This window comes from Acinetobacter sp. CWB-B33 (genome assembly GCF_039655955.1).
Taxonomy (GTDB): Bacteria; Pseudomonadota; Gammaproteobacteria; order Pseudomonadales; family Moraxellaceae; genus Acinetobacter; species Acinetobacter bouvetii.
The window spans coordinates 510,518-535,117 of the sequence record NZ_JAGFEU010000001.1; the positions used below are offsets into that span (position 1 = coordinate 510,518).

Sequence of the window (24,600 nt, forward strand, 5' to 3'; positions counted from 1 at the left end):
TAAGACGTTCTTTGTGGAAGATAACGGTGCAATAGCCACTAATCTTCAGCGTTTGTAAGGAAATAAAACACAGTATTTAAAAATAAATCATATCGATATGGAGATGGTATGGTCGGTCAATTTGTGTCTTTAAACAGACAAAATCATTATATTGCATTGATGAAAAAAACGGTTCTTTGTTTAAGCCTTGCTTTGGCAATCTCGGAAGTTTCAGCAGCGAGTCTTGATCTCAATGAAGAATGGAAGCTTGAAACCAAAACCGTTCTTAGCTTTGGGACAAACTGGAGTACTCAAGAGGCGTCTAGTTCACTGGTCTATAAACCCGATGCAAACCATATTGGAAAAGAGGGTCATAGCATTGATATCAATGGTGATGACGGTCACGTGAACTTTAATAAAGGCGATGTGATTTCACAAGTGGTGAAAGGTTTTACCGAGCTGAATTTAAAAGGAAAACAGCAGGGCGCAGTGGTCAGCGCGAAGTATTGGTATGACCATGCTTATGAAACAGGTGAAGGCGATTTAAAAGCCTTTGATGATTCGGCATGGCCCCGACTGGCGAAATTTAAAGGCATCGACCTGTGGGATGCCTATGTTTGGAAAAACTTTGCTTTAGATAATGGGCAAAGTGCCAATATTAAACTGGGCAAACATGCCTTGCAGTGGGGCAAATCACAGTTCTTCCCAAATGGCCTTAATAGTGTCAGCGCTTTTGATTATGCTGCAATGAACCGTCCCGGCGGTGATGCACGAGAACGGGTGATTCCAACCGAAATGTTTTCCTTTGAAGCTGGAATCAATGAACATTTAAAATTTGAAGGTTTCTATCAGTTTAAGTTTAGACCGTCTGTGGTGGATGGCTGTGGGACATTCTTTGCCATTTCAGACTTTGTGCCAGAAAATTGCGGACCGATCGTCATTACTGTGATGCCGGGCGATAAACTTACCGATACGGCTTTAGATACCAAATCTTATATTCCACGTAGTGAAAGCCGTTATGCCAAAGACAGCGGACAGTATGGTTTTTCCTTAAAGCAAACGTTGCCCAAGTTGAACAATGCTGAGCTCGGGCTGTATTTTGCAAATTATCACAATCGAACTGCGAATTTTGACGGGACAGCAGTCACTGCAGCAGGGCCAGCAAATTTTAGTACCGCACAGTTTTTCTCGATCTATCCTGAAGACATCAAAATGTATGGACTCAGCTTGGCAGGCAAAGTCGGTACAACCTCAGTGTTTAGTGAGTTAACGCATAAGCCCAACCAGCCTTTGCAGTTTAATGGGACAGATATTGTTTATGCACAAGTCTTAGACAAAAATACGCCGCTGACAGATGCGGGAACATCGGCCCAGTTTGGGCAATATTTGCAAGGTTATGCGCGTGCGCCCGTGACCCAGTTTTCACTCGGTGCAGGGAATAGTCTAATAAATGTCCTCGGAGCCAATACCTTTACTTGGGCTGCCGAATTGGCGGTAAATCATATTGGTGAGATTGGAAATCACCGTTTTGGTCGTGTCGGTGCTTTTGGACGTAGCGAGTTGTCATCGGGTGCGTATGATCCAGAAACCAAAGCCAACCAATGTACTCCTTATGGAACAGCACATCTGTCGAATGATGAAATTGACCGTTTAAATGAACGCTTTTGTAATACTGAAGGCTTTTTTACAGAATGGTCATACGGATATCGTTTGCGTGGCGCTTTAGTCTATAAAGATTTGCTGCCTGCAACTGTGATTACCCCGAGTGTGTTGTTCCGTCATGATGTCGATGGCTTTAGCCAAAACTTTCAGGAAGGTCAAATGAGTGTTGCCGCAGCGGTGTCTGCAACATACCGCCAACAATATACTGCAGAAATGGCTTATACCAGTTTCTTTGGTTCAAATGACTTCAGTACCATCGATGACCGAGATTTTGCCTCGCTCGCATTCAAAGTGAATTTTTAAAAAGAGATAGGATGTTTGTTTGCAAGTGAAGATTTGGCTCATCTGAAGCATGGTCTAAACAGACCATGATTTCGTTGCATGGGCACTGGATTTAAATGCAATGCAATTAGAATTTTGAAATCATATTTGAATGATTAAAGATTCAAAATGAAGAGGCATATCAGGCCATCATATGCTGAATATATTGCCATATAGAGAGGGAACTATGCACAGCATCGATTTAATAAGACAGCCACAATCCAATCCTATTGGTATTTTAAACCTGATTGCCAACTATTTAGAAGAACACAGTTTCGATGCACGTACTGTATTTGAGCATTTTGGGATTCAGCGCGAAGATTTAAAGAACAATTTATTGCCGATTTCTCTGCAAACACAGGGCAGTATTTTTCAAGCCGCTGAAGCATTAACGGGCTGTGATCATTTGGGTTTAGTCATTGGAAAAAAAGCCCAATTTTCAAATATTGGCCCATTGCGTTTTCTGGTGCTGAATGCCGCGACCATGCGGGATGCCATGCAGAGCCTCTTTCAATACGGCAGTATGTGGTACAGAGGGCAAAGGCTAGATTTGAAAGAAGATGATGGCTATGCGCGTATTTGCATGCATATCGATGGCGGCATTCCCGGAAAAGAACAATATCAAACTGCGTATTTGGTTGCGATGGTGTCTATTATCGAGCTGATTTTGGGTAAATCTTGGCGTCCAGCATTGGTGCGCATCTCTTATCCAAAGCCGAAGTGCGCGCATCTGTACGAAAAAGCATTTGGCTGTCCTGTGTGGTTCAGCCAGTCACAGCACGAAATTTTATTTCCGCAGGAACAGCTCGATCAAAAAAGAGCAGGGCATGACCATCAGTTAGATCAATTTTTGCGTCAGCATTTGTCTGAACTGCAAAGCCATGATCGTGTCGATCTGGTTGGTCAGATTTGTAAAATTATTGAGGAATTATTGCCGCACCGAAGCTGTAATGTCGAACGTGTGGCTGAATATTTTTCAATTCACCGTTTTACTTTGTACCGTTATTTAAATAAACATCAGACCAGTTTCGACGCCTTGCTTGAAGCTACGCGTAAGAAAATTGCAGCGGAGCTGCTTAAAAATAAAAATCTGATGATTATTGATGTGGCAAATCAAGTCGGCTATGACGACCAAGCCAATTTTACCCGAGCTTTTAAACGCTGGTATGGCATCACTCCGGGACGCTGGCGCCGCGCCTATATCGCGGCATAAATTGACACTGGTATTTTATATTTCCGCTTTTGCGCCTTGCTTTTATTTCAATACATCTGCGGTCAAATCACTCTATATTTTTGTGTTTTTAAATCGCATTTTATGGGGAATATAAAATACGAATGAGTTATTTTTTTAATTAAATCAATAAAAACAATAAATTGATAATTGGTGAAAGTTTTTCATCCTTATGTGACGAAATGACAAAAAATATCCTCTAAATGACAAAAACAGAAAAATAAAAGTGGGTAATTTAAGAATAAATGACAGCTGAAGAGCAGTCGATGGATATGAATAAATTAGTCTAAATAATGTGAATAGGGATGTTTCAGATGATCGGAAATATGATGTTTCAGCCGCTGCTGATCAGCAGCCTTATTGAGCATGCTGCGCTGTATCATGCAGATACAGCGATTATCTCTAAAAATACAGATGGCTCCATGACCGAAACGGCTTGGGGACAAATTGCTCAAAATTCTAAGCGTTTTGCCAATGTTTTGCAGTCTTTTGGTTTAACTGTGAGTGACCGGGTTGCTACGATTGCGTGGAATAACCATCGTCATTTAGAAAGCTGGTATGGCATCTCAGGCAGCGGCTTAGTCTGTCATACCATCAATCCAAGGCTTTTCCCTGAACAGCATAAATATATGGTGAATGATGCCAATGACAAAATTCTGATTTTCGATAAAACATTCTTGAATTTAGTGCTGTCTATTAAAGATGCGATTCCGTATGTTGAGCATTTCATTTGCCTTGATGCTTATGATGAAGACATTTTGCAGGCTTTTCCTGAAGTCCTGTTCTATGACGACTTAATCGCGCAGCACAGTGAGCACTTTGAATGGCCTGAATTGGATGAGACTAAGGCCAGCTCGCTCTGCTACACCTCGGGCACAACGGGAAATCCAAAAGGCGTTTTATACAGCCATCGCTCGACGGTGCTGCATAGCTATGCAGCCAGTCTGCCAGACTCTTTCCATTTTTCAGCCCAAGACCGCATATTGCCAGTCGTTCCCATGTTTCATGTCAATGCGTGGGGAACGCCGTATTCCGCTGCAATGGTCGGCTGCAGCATGGTGCTGCCAGGGCCAATGCTGGATGGCGAAAGTTTAGTGCAGCTGATTGATGAGTATAAAGTCACCAATGCATTGGGGGTGCCGACCATCTGGCAAGGCTTATTAAACGCAGCCTATCAATGCGGCAGCAAACTTGAAAGTTTAGTCCGCAACGTGGTGGGCGGCGCAGTGTGTCCGCCGAATATGCTGAAAGCGTTTAAAGACGATTTTCAATGCGAAACCATCCATGCTTGGGGCATGACCGAAACCAGCCCTTTAGGCGCAGTCAATCAGCTGAAAGCAAAGCATGCTGCGCTGGATGAGTCAGAAAAATTTAAACTCCGATTTGCACAGGGCCGTCCGCCCTATGGCGTCAGCCTGCGTGTCTGCCAAGCCGAAAAAGGCACAGCTGAATCTGCGCGTGACGGACAGTTGCCGGGTCATTTGCAAATTAAAGGCCATTGGATTGTTGAATCCTATTTTGATCAGTTTAATCATGCTTTAACGCAAGATGGCTGGTTTGATACGGGGGATATTGCAACCTTAGACCAGGACGGCTATATGCAAATCAGCGACCGTTCTAAAGACCTGATCAAATCAGGCGGTGAGTGGATTTCATCGGTTGAGCTGGAAAATATTGCCATCGCCCATCCTGAACTGGATATGGTTGCTGTTATAGCTGCAGCACATCCCAAATGGGATGAAAGACCTATTCTGATTGCAAAAAAATCTGCTGCAAGCAGCTTATCCGAAGCAGAAATCTTAGACTTCTATGCAAATAAAATTGCGAAATGGCAAATTCCAGACAAAGTGGTTTTTGTTGATGCAATACCTGTCGGCGGTACAGGAAAAATTCTGAAAAAAGATTTGCGTGAAGCGTACGGTTCAATTTTATTGGCTGCTGTTCCTGCTTAACTTTTTATTTCATTCACCTCGGATATTCATGGAAAGGAATATGACACAACAAACGTCTGCAGGCTTAAGATTTAGACAAGCACTGGAAGTGGAAAAACCATTACAAATTATCGGCATAGTCAACGCTTATGCAGCCATGATGGCTAAACAGGTCGGCTACAAGGCGATTTATGTTTCGGGCGCCGGTGTCGCGAACTATTCTTATGGCTTGCCTGACCTTGGCATGACCAGTTTGGACAATGTGCTTGAAGACGTGCGCCGCATTACGGAACGTGTAGACACGCCGCTTTTAGTTGACATCGATACAGGCTGGGGCGGCGCATTCAATATCGCGCGCAGCGTCAAGCAAATGATCGCCGCAGGCGCGGCGGCAGTGCATATCGAAGATCAAGTGGCGCAGAAACGCTGTGGCCACCGTCCAAATAAAGAAATCGTCACGCAGCAGGAAATGGTCGACCGCATTAAAGCGGCGGTAGATGCGAAAACCGATTCAGACTTTGTGGTGATGGCGCGTACTGATGCGCTGCAAAAAGAAGGCTTGCAGGCGGTGATTGACCGCGCCTGCGCCTGCGTAGAAGCCGGCGCCGATGCCATTTTTGCTGAAGCCATGACCGATATCACCATGTACAAAACGGTCTGCGATGCGGTAGGCGTGCCTGTATTAGCCAACATCACAGAGTTTGGCGACACGCCTTATTACACGGTAGATGAACTGGGCGAGCAGGGCATTTCAATGGTGCTGTATCCGCTCTCTGCGACACGCGCCATGCAGAAAGCCGCGCTGGAAGTGATGCATTCGATCCGCAAAGACGGCACGCAAGTGAATGTGCTGGACAAAATGCAGCCGCGTAAAGAGCTGTATGAATTCCTGGATTACCACACCTTTGAAAATACGCTGGATAAACTGTTTAAATAAATCATTCAAAAAGGAAAATTGAAAAATGGCTGAAGGAAAAGTACTCACAGGCGCAGGTTTGCGCGGACAAGTGGCAGGAAAAACCGCACTTTCAACTGTAGGCAAAAGCGGTGCAGGCCTCACCTACCGCGGCTATGACGTGCAGGATTTGGCGGAAAACTGCCAGTTTGAAGAAGTGGCCTACCTGATCTTCTTTGGTGAATTGCCAACCGCAGCACAGCTGGCGGCATACAAAGCAAAACTGAAATCACTGCGCAAATTACCGCAAGCGTTGAAAGAAGTGTTAGAGCGTATCCCTGCAGATTCACACCCAATGGATGTGATGCGCACAGGCGTTTCCATGCTCGGCAACCTAGAAACAGAAAAATCCTTTGCTGAACAGCAGGACGCAGCAGACCGCATTCTAGCAACACTGCCTGCGATTATTTGCTATTGGTACCGCTTCAGCCATGACGGCGTGCGCATTGAAGAAAATACCGATGATGACTCTATCGGTGCGCAATTCCTGCATTTGCTGCGCGGTGAAAAACCGAATGAATTGCATGAACAGGTGATGAATGTATCGCTGATTCTGTATGCAGAGCATGAATTTAACGCATCGACCTTCACCGCACGCGTCTGCGCATCCACCTTATCCGATATGCATTCATGCATCACTGGCGCAATTGGTTCACTGCGCGGTCCATTGCATGGCGGCGCGAACGAAGCGGCGATGGAAATGATCGAAAACTGGACGTCGCCCGAAGAAGCTGAACGTGAAATGCTGGGCAAGCTGGAACGTAAAGAAAAGATCATGGGCTTTGGCCATGCAATCTATAAAGACAATGATCCGCGCAACGGCATCATCAAAATTTGGTCAGAGCGCTTAGCTAAAGATGTGGGTGATACGGTCCTATACCCAGTTTCAGTGCGCTGTGAAGAAGTGATGTGGCGCGAGAAGAAACTCTTCTGCAATGCAGATTTCTTCCATGCATCGGCTTATCATTTCATGGATATTGCGACCAAACTGTTCACGCCAATCTTCGTGATGAGCCGGGTCACCGGCTGGGCGGCACATGTGATGGAGCAGCGTGCAGACAACCGGATTATCCGCCCAAGTGCGGATTATACCGGTCCTGAACTGCGTAAAGTGGTATCAATTGAAGAACGTGAAGCTGCTTAATGGATTGCTTTAAGCTGTAGTTCAGCATCATGTTTAATGCATTAAAGAGTGCTGAAAAAGATTTATATGGAAGCCTTGATCAAGGATTATGCATAGATAGAAACGCTGCAGGAACATTTCTGCAGCGTTTCTTATTGGATGCATTAGATTAAGCTCACTATTTAAAAGAAAAACCTGGAATAGCTGGGATTCAGTTGCAGTCCATTCGGCGTTTAATTGGGCATCAAGCACTGACCGTATGAACCGTGCCATAGCATTTGAGCAGCCTCACAAATCATCTTTGCAACTGCACCTCGATTCCGTTTTCCTTTACGAATTCCAGTGACGCAATTTTCATATGATTCAATGGTTCCTTGGTGTGCTTCGAAGGCATGATGGTCAGAATGACACATCTTCCTTTGACGAAGTGTGGCATAGAATCGGAGCTGCAGTGCTGGCTGGAATCTTCAAAATGGACAGTTTTCTTTGATTTTTTTATTTAATTTACATTAGCTTATCTTTCTAAAATTCGATGACCATACAGCTCATCTTTGACAGCCGCTAAAAAATACAACTTGTATATACAAGTTTGGTGAATTGAGTATAATCAAATTCAGATATTGATCTTGCCGGTTTGCCGCGTTGTATGCAGGCATTAGAAGACCGGTATCCAATTTTTAAAGCGGTTCTTTGCAGAGATGAAAAATGCCCATCAGCACTTCAACAGAAGAAAATAAAACACCCCTAGGATTAGAAGCGCCTTCGCCTTTATATGCGCAGGTGAAACAGTTTATTCAGAGCAAAATATACAGCGGTGAATGGAAAGTGAATGACAAGATTCCTTCTGAAAGTGAATTGGTCAAACTCTTAGGCTGCAGCCGAATGACAGTGAACCGCGCGCTGCGCGAATTGACTGCGGATAAAATGCTGGTGCGCGTACAAGGGGTGGGATCATTTGTGGCTGAAGGGCAAGGCCATTCCGCATTATTTCAAATTAATAATATTGCGGATGAAATTCTGGCGCGCAATCACAGTCACCGCGCAGAAGTGATAAAGCTAGATAAAATTAAAGCGGATGTGCAGCAAGCTTTATTTATGCAAACGAAAGAAGGCGAGCCGCTTTTTCATTCCATTATTATTCATTATGAAAATGAAGTGCCGGTGCAAATTGAAGACCGTTTGGTCAATGCTGCGCTCATTCCTGATTATTTAAAGCAGGATTTCAGCAAGATTACCCCCAATGCTTATTTAATGGCGCAGGCGCCGGTCACCGAAGGTGAACATATCGTAGAAGCGGTATTGGCGAATACACAAGAATGCAAATGGCTGAAAATTACCAAACAGGAACCCTGCCTGCTCATCCGCCGCCGCACATGGTCAAATAAGCATTTGATTTCAAGCGCGCGGTTGACTTATCCGGGCAGCCGCTACTATCTGGAAGGGAAATTTGTGCAATGATTCAGCTGCTCAAACTGCATGATTTCCAAAAAATGCCGTGGAAAAATGGTTTAGGATTTACCTTCGAGATTGCTCGAAAGCCGTCAGCTGAAACGGATGATTTTGACTGGCGTGTGTCTATGGCGGATGTGGAAAATGACGGTGAATTTTCTTATTTTTCCGGAAAAAAGCGCATTATTTCCACACTGAGCGGTATGGGGATGCAGCTCAGTATTGCCGATCAGCCGCATGTTGAGATTTGCTCTCGAAATTTATTTGCTTTTGATGGAGAGCAGCCTGTGTATTGCCGGTTGCTGAATGGGCCAATCCGCGACTTAAACCTGATTTATCGTGCGGATAAAGTTTACCCGCGCATGCAGTGGCTGACAGGAAGCCACAGTCAAACCATCCTGTCTGCGGCGCAGGACATGCTTATTTTTAATATGGCAGACGTGATGCAAGTTTCTGTCGCAGCGCAAAGTTATTCATTAGAGGCTTTTGATTGCCTGAAAATATCCAATCAGAATGAAGCGCTGACGCTGCAGTTGCCGCAAAATTCAGTCAAGGATTGCTGTTTGATTGAGCTGTTTACATGTTCCAGCTCAAGATAAAATGCCAAATAAATCGCATAAATATTCCCACTACAACTAAAGTTAAAAAACTTTAAAACCAATTAAAACATTTGCTTATTTACTAATTTCATCTTTTTAAAGAAAAGGGTCTTTTCAAAGATTAAAAGTCATGCATATTATATGTACATGTATATACAAGTAAGCACATGTTTATATCAATGCTGACTGGATGCAAAGAATACAATTACAGTAAGTTCAAAGGAAGGAGTCCGACTGTGACCATGACTAAATTTCGTGATGTAGAAATCCGCGCGCCGCGCGGTACAACCCTCAATGCAAAAAGCTGGCTGACTGAAGCGCCTTTACGCATGTTGATGAATAATTTAGATCCTGATGTTGCAGAAAATCCGAAAGAGTTAGTGGTGTACGGCGGTATTGGCCGTGCAGCGCGCAACTGGGAATGTTATGACAAAATTGTTGAAACGCTGAAAGATTTAGAAGACTACGAAACGCTATTGGTGCAATCAGGCAAGCCAGTAGGCGTATTCAAAACGCATAAAGATGCGCCGCGTGTATTGATTGCAAACTCCAACCTTGTGCCGCATTGGGCAAACTGGAAGCATTTCAATGAAATGGATGCCAAAGGTTTGGCGATGTACGGTCAAATGACCGCAGGCTCTTGGATCTATATTGGCAGTCAAGGCATTGTGCAAGGCACATACGAAACTTTTGTGGAAGCAGGCCGTCAGCACTATAACGGCGATTTAACAGGCCGCTGGGTACTGACTGCGGGCTTAGGCGGCATGGGTGGCGCACAGCCATTGGCTGCAACTTTAGCCGGAGCCTGTTCTTTAAATATTGAATGCCAGCAGGCCAGCATCGATTTCCGTTTACGTACCCGTTATGTCGATGAGCAAGCGGCTGATTTGGATGATGCGCTCGCGCGTATTGACCGCTATACCAAAGAGGGCAAAGCCATTTCTATCGCATTGCATGGCAATGCAGCAGAAATTTTACCTGAGCTGGTTCGCCGCGGAGTCCGTCCTGACATGGTGACAGACCAAACGAGTGCGCATGATCCATTGAATGGCTATTTGCCAGTTGGATGGACCTGGGAAGAATACCGTGAGCGCGCGCAAACCGAACCTGATGCTGTGGTAAAAGCGGCCAAGCAGTCGATGGCGCAGCATGTACAGGCGATGCTGGACTTCCAGAAAATGGGTGTGCCGACTTTTGACTATGGCAACAATATCCGTCAAATGGCCAAAGAAGAAGGCATAGAAAACGCTTTTGACTTCCCAGGCTTTGTACCTGCATATATCCGCCCATTATTCTGCCGCGGCATTGGGCCATTCCGCTGGGCAGCGCTTTCGGGGGACCCTGAAGATATTTACAAAACTGATGCAAAAGTGAAAGAGCTGATCCCTGATGATGAGCATTTGCATCACTGGCTGGATATGGCGCGTGAACGCATTGCATTTCAAGGCTTGCCAGCGCGTATTTGCTGGGTCGGCTTAGGACTGCGTGCAAAATTGGGCTTGGCATTCAACGAAATGGTGCGTTCAGGTGAATTGTCTGCGCCGGTTGTGATTGGCCGTGACCATTTGGATTCCGGCTCTGTATCCAGTCCAAACCGTGAAACAGAATCGATGCAGGATGGTTCAGACGCGGTATCGGATTGGCCATTATTAAATGCTTTGCTGAATACTGCGGGCGGCGCAACGTGGGTGTCTTTGCATCATGGCGGCGGTGTTGGCATGGGCTTTTCACAGCACTCGGGCGTGGTGATTGTATGTGATGGTACAGATGAAGCTGCAGAGCGGATTGCCCGAGTATTGACCAATGACCCTGCGACAGGTGTAATGCGCCATGCAGATGCGGGTTATGATATTGCAATTGATTGCGCGAAGGAACAAGGCTTAAATTTACCGATGATTACCGGTTAAGGCTGAGCTAAGCAAGGAATGCTGCGGATTCATCTTCATCTCTCATTCATGATGAACCCGCAGCATATAAAAGAATAGGATATAGGGCTGTATACATGGAACTTTTAATTCAACCAGGCAAACTGAATCTTGCAGATTTACGCGAAGCCTTTTTAAAGCCAATCAAAGTAAAACTGGATGAACAGGCGATTCCTGCGATTCAGGCCAGTGTAGATTGTGTAGAACAGATTATCCGTGAGGGCCGTACCGCATACGGCATCAATACAGGTTTTGGCTTATTGGCCTCAACTAAAATTGCACAAGAAGATTTAGAACAGTTGCAGCGCTCGCTGGTGCTGTCTCACGCTGCTGGCGTGGGCGAAGCTTTAGACGATTCAATGGTCCGCTTGATTATGCTGCTGAAAGCCAACAGCTTGGCGCGCGGCTTTTCCGGCATCCGCTTAAAAGTGATTGAAGCGCTGTTGGCGTTAATTAATGCTGAAGTTTATCCGCATATTCCATTGAAAGGTTCAGTGGGTGCCTCAGGCGATTTAGCGCCGCTGGCGCATATGTCTTTGGTGCTGCTGGGTGAAAGCAAAGCACGCTATAAAGGTGAATGGCTGCCAGCCGTTGAAGCGCTGAAAATTGCAGGTTTAGAGCCGATTGCTTTGGCTGCCAAAGAAGGCCTAGCACTGTTGAATGGTACGCAAGTATCAACGGCTTATGCATTGCGCGGGTTATTTGAAGCAGAAGATTTATTTGCTGCAGCGACCGTTTGCGGCGGCTTAAGTGTTGAAGCAATGCTCGGTTCTCGTTCTCCATTTGATGCGCGCGTGCATGAAGTGCGCGGCCAGCGCGGTCAAATTGATGTGGCAGCGGCATACCGTGACTTATTAACTGAAGAAAGTGAAATCGGTCATTCACACGAAGACTGTGAAAAAGTGCAGGATCCATATTCACTGCGCTGTCAGCCGCAAGTGATGGGCGCATGCTTAACCCAAATCCGTCAGGCTGCTGAAGTCCTTGAAATTGAAGCCAATGCGGTTTCAGATAACCCATTGGTCTTTGCTAAAGAAGGTGATGTAATTTCGGGCGGCAACTTCCATGCAGAGCCTGTCGCTATGGCCGCGGATAATCTTGCCTTGGCAATTGCGGAAGTTGGCTCATTGTCTGAACGCCGTATTTCGATGATGATGGACCGCCACATGTCGCAGCTTCCGCCGTTCTTGGTGGAAAATGGCGGCGTCAATTCGGGCTTTATGATTGCACAGGTGACTGCGGCTGCACTGGCAAGCGATAACAAAGCGCTGGCGCATCCTGCAAGCGTGGACAGTCTGCCGACATCGGCAAATCAGGAAGACCATGTGTCGATGGCGCCAAATGCCGGCAAGCGCTTATGGTATATGGCGGACAATGTACGCGGCATTTTAGCGATTGAATGGCTGGGCGCATGCCAAGGCCTGGATTTCCGTAAAGGCTTAAAAAGCTCTGTGAAATTGGAACGCGCGCGTAAAGCGCTGCGTGACCACGTTCCTTATTACAGCGAAGACCGTTTCTTCGCGCCTGATATTGAACAGGCGAGTGAATTATTGGCCAGCGGCTGCTTAAACGCGTTGATCCTTGATGGTTTGCTGCCAAGCCTAAAATAAGTTTGTGATTGAGAATAGGGCCGCATGATGCGGCCCGATCAAATAAAAATTTCCTCATGGATTGGAGATCGAAATGTCACAAGAAGCATCACAAAGTTCCACTTTACAGCGGGGACTCAATACCCGCCATATCCGGTTTTTAGCTTTAGGTTCAGCCATTGGCACAGGCCTGTTTTATGGTTCGGCTACGGCCATTCAGATGGCAGGGCCATCCGTTTTAATCGCCTATATTGTTGCGGGCATTGCGATTTATATCGTCATGCGCGCCCTCGGCGAAATGTCTGTACATAACCCAGTTTCCGGCTCATTCAGCCATTATGCCAGCCAGTACATCAGTCCATTTGCAGGCTTTACGACAGGGTGGACCTACGTCTTTGAAATGATCATTGTGGCGCTGGCGGATGTCACGGCTTTTGGTATTTACATGGGCTTTTGGTACCCCGATGTGCCGCGCTGGATTTGGATTCTCTCGCTGATCATGTTCCTCGGCGGCATCAATTTAATCCATGTCAAAGTCTTTGGCGAGCTGGAGTTTTGGCTATCGATTATTAAAGTGACCGCTATTATTGCCATGATTGTCGGCGGTTTTGGCCTCATGCTGTACGGCTTCCATGCAGATCACGGCACCGCCGCTGCGGGCTTGCAAAACCTATGGATTCATGACGGCTTTATGCCAAATGGTATTGGCGGATTGATTGCATGTTTGTCTGTGGTGGTGTTTGCTTTTGGCGGTATTGAAATTATTGGCATTACTGCTGGCGAAACCGCAGAACCGAAAAAGTCGATTCCTAAAGCCATCAATGCAGTACCTGTACGTATTTTACTGTTTTATGTCTTGACCATTTTTGTCCTCATGGCGATTTTCCCTTGGAATCAGATTGGTACACAAGGCAGCCCATTTGTGCAGATTTTTGAAAATCTGGGTATTGGTTCAGCAGCTACGATTTTAAATATCGTGGTGATTTCAGCGGCGGTTTCTGCCATTAACAGTGATGTGTTTGGCGCAGGACGCATGCTTTACGGCATGGCGCAAGATGGCCAAGCGCCAAAAGTGTTCACCAAGCTGTCTAAAAATGGTGTGCCTTGGATGACGGTTGTGGTGATGGCGGGGGTACTTTTGATTGGTGTCGTGCTGAATTATCTGATTCCCAAAAATATCTTCATCATCATTGCCTCAATTGCGACTTTTGCCACGGTGTGGGTGTGGCTGATGATTCTGCTGTCGCAAATTGGCATGCGCCGTAAACTGTCTGCCGCTGAAATTAAAGCTTTGGATTTTCCAGTCGTAGGCTGGCCGTATGCACCTGCATTCGCTGTGGCATTCATGCTGTTTATTTTGGGCATCATTGCGTATTTCCCAGACTCTCGCCCTGCGATCTATGTCGGCGCTGCATGGCTGGTGATTTTATGGATTGCCTATGTTGTAAAAGTGCGCCCAAAGATGAACTTGAATCATGCGAACAGCAATACAGCACAACAATTTGAATCTAATTCTTAATACTTAAATGTTTCCGCCAAGGCATGCGCTAAGGCGGAACAGGAAATACAACGATGAAGCTTTGGTTGAATTGTCATATTGCGACTATGCAGCATGGTCAATACAGCATAATAGAACATGCTGCGATGCTGACGGACGGTGAACGGATTCGCTGGATTGGTCCGCAAGCTGAATGCCCAGCTGTAGCGTTGACTGAACAAATCGATCTGCATGGGGCTTGGGTGACGCCAGGCTTGATTGACTGTCATACGCACAGCGTTTTCGGCGGCAACCGCAGTGTTGAATTTGAGCAGCGCCTGCAAGGTGTGAGCTATGCCGAAATTGCTAAAAAGGGCGGTGGCATTGCCAGTACCGTTCGTGCAACCCGTGAAGCCAGTCATGCAGAATTATTCCATTCAGCTCAGCAGCGAATTTTAAACTTACTCAAGGACGGTGTAACCACGATCGAGATTAAATCGGGTTATGGACTGGATTTAGTCAATGAGCGCAAAATGCTGCAAGTGATTCGGCAGTTAGGCGATGCTTTGCCAATGACGGTGCGCAGTACCTGCCTGGCTGCCCATGCTTTGCCGCCTGAGTTTAAAGATGCCAGTGATGAGTATATTGATTATATCTGCATAGAAATGCTGCCGCAGCTGCATGCAGAAAACCTAGTCGATGCGGTAGATGCCTTTTGTGAGCATTTGGCTTTCTCTCCAAGCCAGGTGGAGCGGGTTTTTCAAACGGCGCAGTCGCTGAATTTGCCTGTTAAATTGCACGCTGAACAGCTGTCTGCATTGGGCGGTTCAAGTCTGGCGGCCAAGTATCAGGCTTTATCGGCAGATCATTTGGAATATATGACTGAGGATGATGTAAAAGCCATGGCTGCATCGGACACAGTTGCGGTGCTTTTACCGGGTGCATTTTATTTACTGCGGGAAACACAGTATCCGCCTATAGAAAGCTTAGTTGCACATGGGGTAAAAATTGCCCTATCGACCGATTTAAATCCCGGAACGTCACCTGTTTTATCCCTGCGTTTAATGATGAATATGGGCAGCACCTTGTTCCGCTTAACTCCTGAACAGGTATTGGCGGGCGTAACGATTCATGCTGCACAGGCTTTAGGCCTGCAGGATACGCATGGCAGCTTAGACGTCGGAAAATTTGCTGATTTTGTAGCTTGGGACATACAGCATCCGTCCGAAATTACCTATTGGCTCGGCGGTGATTTAAAGAAGCAAGTCATTCAAAAAGGCAAATTAATTCAATTTTAAATTTTTTCTTCAAAAAATTGAGTTTGAAGAATAACAGGATGAATTATGGATCAGTCATTTCAATGGCAGGGCAGGCATGATGGCGATGGCGCAGAACATATGCGCATCTTTCATCTGGTCAATCAGTCTGATACTGCCGATTTTGCGATACTGGGCTTCAGCTCTGACGAAGGCGTGCGCCGAAACCGAGGCCGGACTGGCGCGGCGGATGCGCCGAATCTAATCCGTCAGCAGCTGGCGAATTTGCCTATACATGCGCCGATCCGCATTCAGGATATGGGTACAGTGGTCTGCGTGGACGGCGGGCTGGAAAAGGCGCAAGCTGAATTGGCGGATCAAGTGGAATTGGCCTTGCAGCAGGGCATGCAGCCGATTGTATTGGGCGGCGGCCATGAAATTGCTTTCGGCAGCTTCAGCGGTATTTTTCAGTATGTGCAAAATACCCAGCCTAGTCAGAAAATTGGCATCATCAATTTTGATGCGCATTTCGATTTGCGTGAAGCTGAGCAAGCCACTTCAGGAACACCATTTCTACAGGCAGCGAAACTGTCTGAGCAGCATGGCAAAGCCTTTCATTATCTATGTATTGGCGTAGCAAAACACTCGAATACGCAAAAACTGTTTCAGACTGCTGACCGCCTGGGCTGCCATTATATTTTTGATGATGAAATAGAAATGGGCCATTTAGCGGTTTTAAAAAACAAATTAGATCATTTTATTGATGCTGTAGATGTGCTGTATGTCACGGTTGATTTAGATGTATTTGCAGCATCGATTGCGCCGGGTGTCAGTGCGCCTGCAGTCAAAGGCATTGATCTGCGTATTTTTGAACATTTAATGAAACATATACACGACAGCGGAAAGATCAAACTGCTGGATATTGCTGAATGCAATCCTCACTTTGATCAGGACAATATTACCGCGCGGCTGGCGGCATTCATTGCCTATCAATACATGTTTTATCCAAAGAATAATCAATAATCAGAGGAACTGAAATGTCTAATCTCTCTTATGCCAATGGCGGCAACGGTGCATGGCAAACGTTTTTGGCGCAAGTCGATCGGGTTGCGCCGTATCTCAGTGAAGACCTGGCGGACTATGTCGATACTTTGAAACGTCCGAAACGCGCGCTGATTGTGGATGTTCCGATCATTATGGATGACGGTTCAATTCAGCATTTTGAAGGTTACCGCGTGCAGCACAACCTTTCACGCGGGCCGGGCAAAGGCGGTATCCGCTACCATCCAGATGTCGAGTTAAATGAAGTCATGGCGCTGGCGGCTTGGATGACCATCAAAACAGCCGTATTAAATTTGCCTTTTGGGGGCGCAAAGGGCGGTGTGCGTGTCGATCCGCGCAAATTGTCTGCACGTGAGCTCGAACGTTTAACACGCCGTTTTACCAGTGAAATCGCGCACATTATTGGCCCGCAAAAAGACATTCCTGCACCGGATGTCGGCACCAACCCCAATGTTATGGGCTGGATGATGGATACTTATTCATCTGGACAGGGCTACACAGTCACTGGTGTAGTCACTGGCAAGCCCGTGCATTTGGGCGGTTCTTTAGGGCGTGTAAAAGCAACAGGGCGAGGCGTTTATATTACCGGCTGCCAAGTTGCAGAAAAGCTCAGCCTGAATATTGAAAATGCCAAAGTCAGCATTCAAGGCTTTGGCAATGTGGGCAGTGAAGCGGCCAATTTATTCTATCTGTCCAATGCCAAGATTGTCTGTATTCAAGACCATACAGGAACGATTTTTAACGCAAGCGGCATTAAGCTGGATGCGCTGCATGCCTATATAGAGCAGCATCAAGGTGTTGCCGGTTTTGAAGGCGCAGAGCGAATTGACAATGAAGCATTTTGGGATGTGGAAACAGATATTATTATCCCCGCTGCTTTAGAAGGGCAGATTACAGTAGAACGCGCGCACCGTCTAAAAGCCAAAATGGTTTTGGAAGGGGCAAATGGGCCGACTTATCCTGAGGCCGACGACATCCTGAATGAACGCGGCATCATGATTGTCCCTGATGTGATTTGCAATGCAGGCGGTGTGACGGTCAGCTATTTCGAATGGGTGCAGGATATGGCGAGCTATTTCTGGAGTGAGGCGGAAATTAATGACCGTTTAGACAAGCTGATGGTTCAGGCCGTTGAAGATGTTTGGACGTGCGCAAATAGCAATGGCTGCACGTTGCGTACCGCAGCTTATATTTTGGCGTGCGAACGCATTTTAAAAGCGCGTAAAGAGAGAGGAATTTTCCCTGGTTAAGGGTTTGAATATTTTGAGCAGTTTTTTTACATTGAAAAATCAGCGTTTTAAGATGATTGGCGCGAAGGAATATAAATGCGAACCTATTATCCGCCTTATACTGCAGAATTTCAATTGTATTTATTTTGAGCGATTGTGCTGAAGTGTAAAAGCCCCTTGCCAGCAGAAAATACAGTGCTATATTGATACTACAGTAGGTCGTAAAACAAAAGACGCTACTATGAGTTGGACGGATCAATGACAGCTAATTGAGTCGCAAACTTCGGTTAAGACAAAAAATCAGCACTAGCCTTCCAACATAGAGCCCGCAGCAATGCGGGCTTTTTTAATGCCTGTTTTCTAGGGTGTATTTATAGATAAACAGCAATAAAAGGTGAGTTATTGTCATACAATTTACAGAGTAATTTATTATCTTATTGATTTATAGTTAATTAAATTTTTATTAAGTTACAATGCCAAGAAATCTAACATTTTTTGCGAAGGTGAAGATCGGGGCATGTGCTATAAAAATGCTAATTCAAAGAAATAGAGTAATGACTATGACCAATATGATTGATATTAAAGTGAAGAATCAGTATAGCCAAATTGTCGATGCCCAAGCCTTGCTAAATTCGGCGTCTGAAACTCAGGATATGATTAAAAGAATTGAACATATTGTGGTAGATGGAGAAGTGATTTTACCGAGTATTGAGCTGTTATTCGAAAGCCAAAATTCATCCAGCATTTACAAAGTGATTGAAGCTTAATTCAATCAGATACGATGTTAAAAAAACTCACTTCAACGGGTGAGTTTTTTTATTTTCCAATCTGCCGTCAATTCAGTTTTTATTACCTCAATGTCTGAAGAATCTTTTAGGCCGGCATTCGATAACAATTGACTGCCTATAGGTTAACGTCTTGCTTAATACTGACACAGACATCATATCGCTCAAATTCTTTTAAAATGGTTTGTATAACTGCCTGTGCCTGCGGGGATTCAGGCAAAAAAACCAGTTCTTGATTTAAGCTGCTGTCAAAGCATTCAATGTTTTCAATTTTCCAAAAATTGTCGGCAGGGCTGTTGTGCATAATGAGACGGCGCGGCTGCAGATGCTCACATACTTGGCGCGGCAGCACATGCGTAATGGCCAGCTGAATATGGGCTAAGTCATCTTGAGGGCTTAAAAATGTAATAATCCAATTGCCCACTTTGCTGAGCTGCATAGGATTATCAAAAGTGTCAAACTGCAAATAATACGCCATAACTCCAAATGCTCCCCCAGAAATATCTTCTAGCCTATATATGCTCTGAATGGCTCAAATAAACCATTAAAACAAAGTCGTAGTAAAAGATTTATAAAATGGGAGTTTAAAATTGAACTGCTAAAAAGCAATAAAATTCATGAGGATAAGATTTTATCTGTAAAAATTTAATGCGCTGTTAAGTCATTTTTTGAATGAGAGCCGATGAAATAACTCTTAATTCGGAATATTTTGCAGCGGCAAAAATCAAGCGGATTGAAGCTTGCGCATGCTCAGATTCACTTGCTGCAAAGCATGATTCAGCAATTTTGGCACAATCCGTGATTCCTGCAGCAGGGTAATCCATTGAATTTGGCACATTTTCAGCTGTGAAACCTGCTCCGCCGCTTGAATATTCAGTATCAGCTGTTTGGCCATTAAGCCGCAATACTGCTGCAGGTGCTGCATCATAAATTGCTTCAATTCATCAAACGCCAAAGGGCTTAAAGGTTCGATTGGCCCATCTGCAGCGCTGATGGGCTGCGCTGGCCCAGTTGCAGGTTGAGCCTTTTCCAGCTGAAAAGAATAATCTTCAGTTGCTGTAGAGGATGGAATACTTAAAGCTGTATGAATTTCGGAAGGCTGCGTTAAAATTTGGGGCTGCGGCTCAACGGCTGCTTCTTCCTGTTTCTGCAACGGTTCGGCCTGATTTTCTTCTTTAAAAATTAAACCCAAATCAATCAATTGCTGCAGCAGGTCAGGCTCTGCAATGCGATGCTTCATAGCTGTATTCAAAGCCGAAAAATCATCTGTGCCAATCAGCACCAGCAGCCTCCGCTGTCTGGCATTCAGCGGCAGATCGCGAAGCTTGAGTGTACGGAAACCCAGTTCAGTTTTATAAAATGTATCCATGCCTTAATTTATTCCCCAATAAATTAAGGCCCATCATATTGTGTGAAAATTACACTTGCATGAAGCTTTTATGACAATGCCGTTGAGGACTTTAAATCATTAAAGCGTTGTGATTGCTGCATTTTCCAGCGCTTTGCGCAGGTAAGGGTCCAAATCTTCCTGACGCATCAGCCATTGCACATAATCTGCCGGCAAATCAGCAATAGCTGTGCCGCGGTGTTTGCCAAAATTAATGCTGCGCGGAATGCGGGCATCTTCAGACGCTGCATACAGTTCTTCAATGCTGTTGATTTTTAAGTGATGGACGATATGCATTAAAATATTTGCTGTCAAAATGATGTCCATGTCGGCACGGTGCGCTTTACGGATCATTTCCCGCGCTTTTTCGCTGCCTTTGCTGATCATGTAAATGAGCGCGGATATATTGTGCGCTTCGGCATCCGGCCAGACTAAGCGCGCTAAAGCAAGCGTGCAGATGGCTTTAATGCGGGTTGAATCTACCCCGCATTTTTCTAAAGCGCGGATGTCATAATCAATATTGTGGCCAATGATATACAGCGTATCTTCAGGCAGCTTGAAGGTTGTGTAATGGGGCTTATTTTCTAGATCAGATTCTAGAATATGATGCACCGCCATGGCTGCAAATGAGATGGGTTCATCAACGCTATAGAGCTGATCAAAAAGCTGGGACTTATCTAAGGTAATTTTGTGGTCTGAAATTTGAATAGGCGCATATGCAATTTCAATCGGCTGGCCATTTAAAGTATGAGTTTCGGTATCGAGAATTATGGCTTGCATAACCTATTCCATCAGGAGAGTGTATTAAAACGTTCAATTTATCATTTGCCTAAGTTATTGACAAACCGTAGTTAAAGAATTAGCAGGGCTTTATGTCATCAGTGTATTAAAGATTGCGCATTTCTGAGCGTTTAGTTTTTTTTGATACTTCTGTCGGACGAGAATCTTTGATCAAGCGATTGTGTTCAATTTTTTAACCCTGATTGATTGCTGTGGGTTCACTGTGGGGATCAGCCAATGGGCAGGCTTATAAGCAATTTGCTTTGTTGATGAGCGATCTGCGGCTTTACATCATACGTTCGCGTATTTAGCAGAATTGTGCCGCGGCCAGAGGGTTGGATTAATTTTGTCATTGTGTTTTAAATAAAAATATTAAAAACAATGTGATATAAGAAAATTTAGGATTGCGATACCATCGATCTTAAAAGCTATTGTGTTCAGTCGAAATAACAGGTAATACATACTGTTAAATCAAAATTAATAACAAGCAAATGGCGAAGGAACGTAAAATGAAAAAACATGTCTTAACGGTGTTAATCAGCAGCGCATTCTTGCTCACGGCCTGCGGCAGCGGCGATGGGGGAGATTCGACATATGTTGTGGGTGATGGAATCCCAAAGAATAATATTGCAAATCCTGTGGTAAGGGTGGAGTCTTATACCGATATTGATAGTGACGTTAATACGGATTTGGATGCTGTCAGTGCATCTAAATCACTGATGACCTATAAAATGCTGGGTGTGGATGGTACGGAAGTAGATGCGACAACATTGGTATTTACACCAAAAACAGTTGCTCCAGCGAATGGCTGGCCAATTGTGGTTTGGGCGCATGGGACAACGGGTGTTGCTGACAAATGTGCGCCGAGTGCATTGGGATTGGGGCAAACAGCAGAATTAATAGAAGAACTGCTTGATGAAGGGTATGTTGTTGTTGCGCCTAATTATGAAGGTTTAGGATCAGCGGGCAATCATCCTTTCTTGAATTTAAAAAGTGAGGCTTTTTCAATTACAGATGCGGTCGTGGCTGCCAGAAAATATTTAAAAGGCCAGCTCGGAAAAAATGTAAGTGACCAATGGGTTAGTATCGGCCATTCACAAGGCGGGCATGCCGTTTTGGGGGCTGCTCAATATGCTTCTCGGGCACAATTGAATTATAAAGGCACAGTAGCCATTGCTCCGGCTTCAAATTTAGCGTTCATACTTACAGCCGGAGAGGCTCAGGCTAGCACTCTGCCTTTGGCTCAGCAGATTCCGACGCTTGCCCAGCTGGATACTTACACAGCGCTGATAGTTGCAGGCATGCAGGGGCATAAGAGTTCAGTAACATATAATGAAGTCTTTAAGAATGACACAGTAGTAATTGCTACAAGTGCAGAACAAGAGTGCAGTTCAACAGTTGGGTTAAAACTGGCTGACGGAATGAAGGCTTATGCTACAGACCCTGACCACGGCAGCCTCAGTGGCTATGGCCGCACGCAAAGCGGGTTTATGAGTATTCCTGCTATCGATACATTCCTGAAAACTGGTTCTCAGCCTGGCTTAGCAAAATTAAATCAGAAAGTATTCATTTATCAGGGGTTGGCAGATACAACAGTCCCGTATCAAGCAACTGATATTTTAGTTCAGTCGATGAAAGCCAATGGTACCAGCGCAAGCAATATTCAATATACAACGAATGCTACATGGGATCACGGTACGGTTTATACGCAAAATTATGCAAGTTTTGTAGGCAATATTGATTCACTTTTGAAATAGATAACATTAAAGAGCATATTTACAGATTTATAGCTAAATGCGCCAATGTAAAATCTTTCATGCCAATTCAATAACTTGATTTAAAATAAATGCTCATCTTTCTGACGAAGGTGGGCATTTATTTATTTAAAACTGAGCAAACATCCTTCTCAAAATTTATAAACTTCATGCTACAATACGCGCCAATCTTAGCACGGCTTAAAAGCCCTAATTTAATAGGACCTCGCTAATGTTTGCCAACATCTCTATTGCTGAATTTGATCCAGAAATCGCGAAAGCAATTTCTCAAGAAGATGCCCGCCAAGAAGCGCACATCGAACTCATTGCTTCAGAAAACTACTGCTCACCAGCAGTAATGGAAGCTCAAGGGTCAAAACTCACTAACAAATATGCGGAAGGCTACCCAGGAAAACGCTATTACGGCGGCTGCGAATATGTAGACGTAATTGAACAATTAGCGATTGACCGTGCTAAAGAACTTTTCGGCGCTGACTATGCAAACGTTCAGCCGCATGCAGGTTCACAAGCGAACTCAGCGGTTTATTTAGCGCTTCTTAACCCAGGCGATACAGTGTTGGGCATGAGCTTGGCTCACGGCGGTCACTTGACTCACGGTGCTAAAGTCAGCTTCTCTGGTAAAACTTACAACGCAATTCAATACGGTTTGAACCCAGAAACGGGCGAAATCGATTACGAAGAAGTTGAACGTTTAGCAGAAGAACACAAACCTCGCATGATCGTTGCTGGTTTCTCTGCGTACAGCCAAATCGTTGACTGGCAGCGTTTCCGTGACATCGCGGATAAAGTTGGCGCTTACCTGTTTGTAGATATGGCTCACGTTGCTGGCCTAGTGGCTGCTGGCGTATACCCAAGCCCAGTGCAAATTGCTGACGTAACGACTACAACGACTCATAAAACACTTCGCGGCCCGCGTTCTGGTTTAATCCTTGCGAAAGCAAACGAAGAAATTGAGAAAAAATTACAGTCAGCTGTATTCCCTGGTAACCAAGGCGGTCCTTTGGTTCACGCTGTAGCGGCGAAAGCAATCTGCTTTAAAGAGGCGATGGCACCTGAATACAAAGAATACCAAAAGCAAGTTGTCGTAAATGCTAAAGCAATGGCTGAAGTATTAATTGCACGCGGCTATGACGTTGTTTCTGGCGGTACAGAAAACCACTTGTTCTTGTTGTCTTTAATCAAACAAGGTGACATCACTGGTAAAGAAGCTGACGCTTGGTTAGGCGCAGCTCACATTACTGTGAACAAGAACTCTGTTCCAAACGATCCGCGTTCTCCATTTGTGACTTCAGGCATCCGTATCGGTACGCCTGCAGTAACCACCCGCGGTTTCGGCGAAGCTGAAGTGCGTGACTTAGCTGGCTGGATCGCAGACATTTTGGATGCGAAAGGCGATGAAGCCGTGATCAATACTGTGAAAGCTAAAGTTGAAGCGGTTTGCGCGAAATTCCCGGTTTACGCGAAATAAGTTTGACTTGAGAAAAGCCCCTCAAGGGGCTTTTTTTATGGCTGCAGTAAAAGTATTTACTAGCTGCTTTTCATGAAATTCTGCTATAACAGAATGAAAGTACTCATAACTTTATAATTAGACTGCTGCTGTTTTGACGGGTAGATAAGATTCAAAGGAAAATGCAGATGACAAAACCGAACATCATTCTTTCTGAGCAAGACCTGCATCGATTAGAAACCATGCTGGAACATCAATCTAAGTTGACGCCGACCATGGAGCATTTGGAAGAAGAAATGGCGCGTGCAGAGGTGGTGGCGCCTCAAGATGTGCCAGCCAATGTTGTCAGCATGAATGCGAAAGTTTTAATTACGATTGCGCCTGCTATTGAGCCGACAGAAATCACGCTGGTTTATCCGCATGAATTCATCGGAGAGAAAGGCCAAGTCAACGTGCTGGCGCCTGTGGGTGCCGCGATTCTAGGCTTATCTGAAGGTCAAGAAATTGAATGGCCGCAGCCGGATGGCCATATTATGAAAGTTAAAATCGAAAAAGTGCTGTATCAGCCAGAGCGTGAAGGCAATTATTTATAATTACAGCAAGTGATAAGCACTGCGCCGTAATAAGTTAATTATTGA

20 protein-coding genes are annotated in these 24,600 nt (G+C 45.1%); 17 read left to right on the forward strand and 3 right to left on the reverse strand.

Going from position 1 to position 24,600, the window contains the following annotated elements:
- The first annotated feature begins 108 nt into the window (after positions 1-108).
- From JZ784_RS02435 to JZ784_RS02500, 14 genes are all read left to right on the forward strand, one after another.
- Complete coding sequence (locus JZ784_RS02435; RefSeq protein WP_346313666.1) at positions 109-1,944, forward strand: DUF1302 domain-containing protein; 1,836 nt, start codon at positions 109-111, stop codon at positions 1,942-1,944.
- Positions 1,945-2,149: 205 nt separating this feature from the next.
- Entirely contained in the window at positions 2,150-3,175 is a 1,026-nt protein-coding gene (locus tag JZ784_RS02440) for an AraC family transcriptional regulator (RefSeq protein ID WP_346313667.1), read from the forward strand.
- A 332-nt stretch (positions 3,176-3,507) separates the two neighbouring features.
- Positions 3,508-5,145 carry a long-chain-fatty-acid--CoA ligase gene (locus JZ784_RS02445; protein ID WP_346313668.1) on the forward strand — a complete coding sequence of 546 codons (1,638 nt, stop codon included), beginning with the start codon at positions 3,508-3,510 and terminating at the stop codon, positions 5,143-5,145.
- Positions 5,146-5,185: 40 nt separating this feature from the next.
- Positions 5,186-6,061 carry a methylisocitrate lyase gene (gene prpB, locus JZ784_RS02450; RefSeq protein ID WP_346313669.1) on the forward strand — a complete coding sequence of 292 codons (876 nt, stop codon included), beginning with the start codon at positions 5,186-5,188 and terminating at the stop codon, positions 6,059-6,061.
- Between the two features lie 25 nt (positions 6,062-6,086).
- Positions 6,087-7,223, forward strand: a complete 1,137-nt coding sequence (gene prpC, locus JZ784_RS02455) for a 2-methylcitrate synthase (RefSeq protein WP_346313670.1) — start codon at positions 6,087-6,089, stop codon at positions 7,221-7,223.
- A gap of 684 nt (positions 7,224-7,907) precedes the next feature.
- Positions 7,908-8,660 carry a histidine utilization repressor gene (gene hutC, locus JZ784_RS02460; protein WP_005011098.1) on the forward strand — a complete coding sequence of 251 codons (753 nt, stop codon included), beginning with the start codon at positions 7,908-7,910 and terminating at the stop codon, positions 8,658-8,660.
- A complete protein-coding gene (locus JZ784_RS02465; protein WP_346313671.1) occupies positions 8,657-9,250 on the forward strand; it encodes a HutD family protein in 594 nt (197 codons plus the stop codon). The genes hutC and JZ784_RS02465 overlap by 4 nt, the downstream gene beginning before the upstream one ends.
- A 242-nt stretch (positions 9,251-9,492) precedes the next feature.
- Positions 9,493-11,157 carry a urocanate hydratase gene (gene hutU / locus JZ784_RS02470; protein ID WP_346313672.1) on the forward strand — a complete coding sequence of 555 codons (1,665 nt, stop codon included), beginning with the start codon at positions 9,493-9,495 and terminating at the stop codon, positions 11,155-11,157.
- 95 nt (positions 11,158-11,252) lie between these two features.
- On the forward strand, positions 11,253-12,785 hold the full coding sequence (gene hutH, locus JZ784_RS02475; RefSeq protein WP_005011094.1) for a histidine ammonia-lyase: 1,533 nt from the start codon (positions 11,253-11,255) through the stop codon (positions 12,783-12,785).
- Positions 12,786-12,858: 73 nt separating this feature from the next.
- On the forward strand, positions 12,859-14,283 hold the full coding sequence (locus JZ784_RS02480) for an amino acid permease (RefSeq protein WP_346313673.1): 1,425 nt from the start codon (positions 12,859-12,861) through the stop codon (positions 14,281-14,283).
- A 53-nt stretch (positions 14,284-14,336) separates the two neighbouring features.
- On the forward strand, positions 14,337-15,539 hold the full coding sequence (hutI, locus tag JZ784_RS02485; protein WP_346313674.1) for an imidazolonepropionase: 1,203 nt from the start codon (positions 14,337-14,339) through the stop codon (positions 15,537-15,539).
- A gap of 45 nt (positions 15,540-15,584) precedes the next feature.
- On the forward strand, positions 15,585-16,520 hold the full coding sequence (hutG, locus tag JZ784_RS02490) for a formimidoylglutamase (protein WP_346313675.1): 936 nt from the start codon (positions 15,585-15,587) through the stop codon (positions 16,518-16,520).
- A gap of 14 nt (positions 16,521-16,534) precedes the next feature.
- Positions 16,535-17,809 carry a Glu/Leu/Phe/Val dehydrogenase gene (locus JZ784_RS02495; protein ID WP_346313676.1) on the forward strand — a complete coding sequence of 425 codons (1,275 nt, stop codon included), beginning with the start codon at positions 16,535-16,537 and terminating at the stop codon, positions 17,807-17,809.
- Between the two features lie 539 nt (positions 17,810-18,348).
- A complete protein-coding gene (locus JZ784_RS02500; protein ID WP_005011084.1) occupies positions 18,349-18,555 on the forward strand; it encodes a hypothetical protein in 207 nt (68 codons plus the stop codon).
- Positions 18,556-18,691: 136 nt separating this feature from the next.
- Here JZ784_RS02500 and JZ784_RS02505 read toward each other — a convergent pair whose 3' ends face one another.
- The 3 genes from JZ784_RS02505 to JZ784_RS02515 all read right to left on the reverse strand — a co-directional run bounded on the left by JZ784_RS02505 (position 18,692) and on the right by JZ784_RS02515 (position 20,740).
- Positions 18,692-19,051 carry a hypothetical protein gene (locus JZ784_RS02505; protein ID WP_346313677.1) on the reverse strand — a complete coding sequence of 120 codons (360 nt, stop codon included), beginning with the start codon at positions 19,049-19,051 and terminating at the stop codon, positions 18,692-18,694.
- A gap of 246 nt (positions 19,052-19,297) precedes the next feature.
- Positions 19,298-19,942, reverse strand: coding sequence for a hypothetical protein (locus JZ784_RS02510; protein ID WP_346313678.1), 645 nt, complete (start codon positions 19,940-19,942; stop codon positions 19,298-19,300).
- Between the two features lie 99 nt (positions 19,943-20,041).
- Positions 20,042-20,740, reverse strand: coding sequence for a DUF3820 family protein (locus tag JZ784_RS02515; RefSeq protein ID WP_346313679.1), 699 nt, complete (start codon positions 20,738-20,740; stop codon positions 20,042-20,044).
- Between the two features lie 509 nt (positions 20,741-21,249).
- Between JZ784_RS02515 and JZ784_RS02520 the strand changes: the two genes are divergently transcribed.
- The 3 genes from JZ784_RS02520 (at position 21,250) to rnk (ending at position 24,555) form a co-directional block, all read left to right on the forward strand.
- Positions 21,250-22,497, forward strand: a complete 1,248-nt coding sequence (locus JZ784_RS02520; protein ID WP_346313680.1) for an alpha/beta fold hydrolase — start codon at positions 21,250-21,252, stop codon at positions 22,495-22,497.
- Between the two features lie 229 nt (positions 22,498-22,726).
- The gene (gene glyA, locus JZ784_RS02525) at positions 22,727-23,983 is read left to right on the forward strand and encodes a serine hydroxymethyltransferase (protein ID WP_005011075.1); all 1,257 of its coding nucleotides are present in this window, start codon (positions 22,727-22,729) and stop codon (positions 23,981-23,983) included.
- A gap of 167 nt (positions 23,984-24,150) precedes the next feature.
- Positions 24,151-24,555, forward strand: a complete 405-nt coding sequence (rnk, locus tag JZ784_RS02530) for a nucleoside diphosphate kinase regulator (RefSeq protein ID WP_005011074.1) — start codon at positions 24,151-24,153, stop codon at positions 24,553-24,555.
- The last annotated feature ends 45 nt before the right edge of the window (positions 24,556-24,600 follow it).

Bases quoted from the DNA above. Each gene is read 5' to 3' on its own strand.
- JZ784_RS02435 (WP_346313666.1), top strand. From the start codon at position 109: ATGGTCGGTCAATTTGTGTCTTTAAACAGACAAAATCATTATATTGCA.
- JZ784_RS02440 (WP_346313667.1), top strand. From the start codon at position 2,150: ATGCACAGCATCGATTTAATAAGACAGCCACAATCCAATCCTATTGGT.
- JZ784_RS02445 (WP_346313668.1), top strand. From the start codon at position 3,508: ATGATCGGAAATATGATGTTTCAGCCGCTGCTGATCAGCAGCCTTATT.
- prpB (WP_346313669.1), top strand. From the start codon at position 5,186: ATGACACAACAAACGTCTGCAGGCTTAAGATTTAGACAAGCACTGGAA.
- prpC (WP_346313670.1), top strand. From the start codon at position 6,087: ATGGCTGAAGGAAAAGTACTCACAGGCGCAGGTTTGCGCGGACAAGTG.
- hutC (WP_005011098.1), top strand. From the start codon at position 7,908: ATGCCCATCAGCACTTCAACAGAAGAAAATAAAACACCCCTAGGATTA.
- JZ784_RS02465 (WP_346313671.1), top strand. From the start codon at position 8,657: ATGATTCAGCTGCTCAAACTGCATGATTTCCAAAAAATGCCGTGGAAA.
- hutU (WP_346313672.1), top strand. From the start codon at position 9,493: ATGACTAAATTTCGTGATGTAGAAATCCGCGCGCCGCGCGGTACAACC.
- hutH (WP_005011094.1), top strand. From the start codon at position 11,253: ATGGAACTTTTAATTCAACCAGGCAAACTGAATCTTGCAGATTTACGC.
- JZ784_RS02480 (WP_346313673.1), top strand. From the start codon at position 12,859: ATGTCACAAGAAGCATCACAAAGTTCCACTTTACAGCGGGGACTCAAT.
- hutI (WP_346313674.1), top strand. From the start codon at position 14,337: ATGAAGCTTTGGTTGAATTGTCATATTGCGACTATGCAGCATGGTCAA.
- hutG (WP_346313675.1), top strand. From the start codon at position 15,585: ATGGATCAGTCATTTCAATGGCAGGGCAGGCATGATGGCGATGGCGCA.
- JZ784_RS02495 (WP_346313676.1), top strand. From the start codon at position 16,535: ATGTCTAATCTCTCTTATGCCAATGGCGGCAACGGTGCATGGCAAACG.
- JZ784_RS02500 (WP_005011084.1), top strand. From the start codon at position 18,349: ATGACCAATATGATTGATATTAAAGTGAAGAATCAGTATAGCCAAATT.
- JZ784_RS02505 (WP_346313677.1), bottom strand. From the start codon at position 19,051: ATGGCGTATTATTTGCAGTTTGACACTTTTGATAATCCTATGCAGCTC.
- JZ784_RS02510 (WP_346313678.1), bottom strand. From the start codon at position 19,942: ATGGATACATTTTATAAAACTGAACTGGGTTTCCGTACACTCAAGCTT.
- JZ784_RS02515 (WP_346313679.1), bottom strand. From the start codon at position 20,740: ATGCAAGCCATAATTCTCGATACCGAAACTCATACTTTAAATGGCCAG.
- JZ784_RS02520 (WP_346313680.1), top strand. From the start codon at position 21,250: ATGAAAAAACATGTCTTAACGGTGTTAATCAGCAGCGCATTCTTGCTC.
- glyA (WP_005011075.1), top strand. From the start codon at position 22,727: ATGTTTGCCAACATCTCTATTGCTGAATTTGATCCAGAAATCGCGAAA.
- rnk (WP_005011074.1), top strand. From the start codon at position 24,151: ATGACAAAACCGAACATCATTCTTTCTGAGCAAGACCTGCATCGATTA.